We start from the raw sequence: 2,666 nt of genomic DNA on the forward strand, positions 1-2,666 counted from the left end.
ACGCTACATGGATGTAGCTTATTAGACAATGCAGGAGCTTATTGTCCTGAATAACCACACGACAAAGGCTCTGCCTTGTATAAATACCCAACAAAAAGCTGCAAAAATAATCTCGAAAGATCAACAGCCCCTAAATGTATGTATTTGTGTTTCTTACATTTACATACAAAATTATCTTATGAAAGTCGTATAAATAATCGTAAAGAACAGTTATTCTTACTTGCAAGTTATTAAAAAACGCGCTGCAATGGGGATTGCTCTATAATCATTAAAGAGCATATAGCGTTAATTTCTCAGTGAACATATAAATTAAGCGACAATAAAGGTAACTATGGATAATTCAGACGTTTCATCTCAAAAAGTGACAAAACAAGAAGCTCCAGAGCAAGGGGCAACCTCGTCTAAAAATAACATCATCATTGCAGCTATTGTGATTGTTATCGCAATACTATTCTTTTTACTGTTTGCTGGTGATGAGTCGGCGATTGAGCCAGTCAACAAGCCTGAGCCTGTCAGTCAAATTAAAGAAAAAGCCACCGCACCTGAAGCTGTGATTGAAGACGTTGTAGACGCGATTGATACGGTAGATCAAAACACTCCACTTGAAGAAAGCGCAACATTACCTGAGCCTACTGTATTAGAGCCTGTTGAAGTGATAGAAAATCCATTACCCATACTCGATGAAAGTGATGTATGGATAAAAACTAAATTACCAGAGCTCACTTGGAGAACAGAATTACTGCAATTAGTGATTGATGACGACATGATCCGTCGATTTGTTGTTTTTACCGATAACTTTGCACAAGGCGCTATTGCTTATGAACATAGCCCGTTTGTTTTGCCTGCAGAAAAATTTGATGCTGAGCAAACATCAAGTGAACAAAGTGCAGATAAACCTACATGGCAATGGAATGAAGCCACAAGCAAACGCTTTGATACCTATATTGATTTATTACGTTCAATGGACAGTACTACACTAGTTGATTCATATTTTGAAGCTAAGCCATTGATTGACAAAGCGTATAGTGAGCTAGGTTATGAAGATGACTTTACGTTAACATTACAAGACGCTATTACTCGCGTACTGGATATGGAACTGCCTAAAGCTGATATGACATTAACGCGACCAAGCGTTATGTATAAATATCAATCGTCAGAGCTTGAAAACTTACCTGATAGCGATAAATTATTATTACGCCTAGGTAAAGAGAATTTGTTAGTGATTAAATCAGTGTTATTAGAAATCAACGAAAAGCTCGCTAAAGAAAAGAATGGGCTGAAATAAAAAAGTTGAGCTTGGGGTAGTAAACATACCTCAAGCGACAATGTTATTTAATCTGGTTGTAAACCAATAAATAACGACTTAAACACAATTTATTTACCACTCAAGATTAAAAAAAGAGCACTTAGTCGTGATTTTAAAACAAGTGCTTGCATCAAGCTTGGTGATTAGCGATAATCCCCACGCTTTACTTACTAAGAGCTAATTAAATGCTTTTGGTAATGTAATCCATCTATGGTGACCCTTTCGGTCCCCTCGCAATGATACTCTGTGAACTCGGCCAGGTCCGGAAGGAAGCAACCGCAGCAGACGACTCATGTGCCGAGGTGTGGCTGTTTGGGTTGCCACCCAATATAAGAAATCAATAGATTACACTTATATCTCCTTTACTATAAAACTCCCCATACTCGTTCACAAAAACATTAACTTTTTTACGTGTTTTTTACCTAGTTCAGTGTTACAACATATTGTCTTAAATTTGTTTTATGTTTATATAAAACTCAACATGGCTTTATCGCAATAATTATAGTATTCACTGCTAAATATAATGGGAAAAAACTATGAAAAAAGTACTTATACCTCTAATCACAATTTTTACCTTATTGATTGGTTTTTCAGCTAAAGCTGATGACTACAGTAAAACAATTAGTAATTTTAAGTCATCACCGGTGACAGCTGATTTTTTTAATAATGCATATGGCTATGCTGTTTACCCTAACATTGGTAAAGGTGGTGTGGGTATAGGTGCAGCGCACGGCTCAGGCCTAGTGTACCTTGATAATGAAAAGGTAGGAGAAAGTAAAATGACACAGCTTTCTATTGGTTTTCAATTGGGAGGGCAGGTGTATAGTCAAATCATTTTTTTCCAAGACAAGCGTTCATTTGATGAGTTCACCGCAGGTAACTTTGAGTTTTCTGCAGACGCATCTGCAGTGGCGCTAACTATGGCGGCGCAAGCAAAAGCAGGTACTTCTGGCGCCAGCTCTAGTCAAGGAACAGATTCAGACTCTACTAAGCAGAATGCTGTTACTTATCATAAAGGGATGGCAGTGATGACTTTAGCCAAAGGTGGTTTGATGTACGAAGCTGCTTTATCGGGTCAAAAATACAGCTATAAATCGCTTTGATAGTAAGTTGTATATCTTTGAGTAAACTTTTATAAGTTTAGCTAGTAGCGTTTTTATGGTTAAGTATCGCATTACCGTAAATGCTATTAGTTGAGCTTGAATGTATAGAAAGGTTTTGAGATAAACTTATCGTATTTAGTAAGTGTTTAGTTAGGGGCTGTTGATCTTTCACGGTTAATTTTTGTTCGAGCTAAAAGGGCTTTAATCGCGGCGAGTAGCGTGTAGCCTAGTCATTTTACCGCGTTATCGCCTTTTTA

At 37.3% G+C, this 2,666-nt stretch carries 2 protein-coding genes and 1 other RNA gene; all 3 read left to right on the top strand.

The features are described 5' to 3' along the window. Positions 1 to 331: 331 nt before the first annotated feature. The 3 genes from KO495_RS16650 (at position 332) to KO495_RS16660 (ending at position 2,409) form a co-directional block, all read left to right on the top strand. On the top strand, positions 332 to 1,285 hold the full coding sequence (locus KO495_RS16650; protein ID WP_215981537.1) for a DUF3014 domain-containing protein: 954 nt from the start codon (positions 332 to 334) through the stop codon (positions 1,283 to 1,285). 241 nt (positions 1,286 to 1,526) lie between these two features. After that, positions 1,527 to 1,623: signal recognition particle sRNA small type (gene ffs / locus KO495_RS16655), an RNA gene on the top strand. A gap of 219 nt (positions 1,624 to 1,842) precedes the next feature. Further along, positions 1,843 to 2,409, top strand: a complete 567-nt coding sequence (locus tag KO495_RS16660) for a lipid-binding SYLF domain-containing protein (protein ID WP_215981538.1) — start codon at positions 1,843 to 1,845, stop codon at positions 2,407 to 2,409. Positions 2,410 to 2,666 lie beyond the last annotated feature (257 nt).

The sequence above is a fragment of the Colwellia sp. D2M02 genome (assembly GCF_018860755.1).
In the GTDB taxonomy this organism is placed as follows: Bacteria; Pseudomonadota; Gammaproteobacteria; order Enterobacterales; family Alteromonadaceae; genus Colwellia; species Colwellia asteriadis.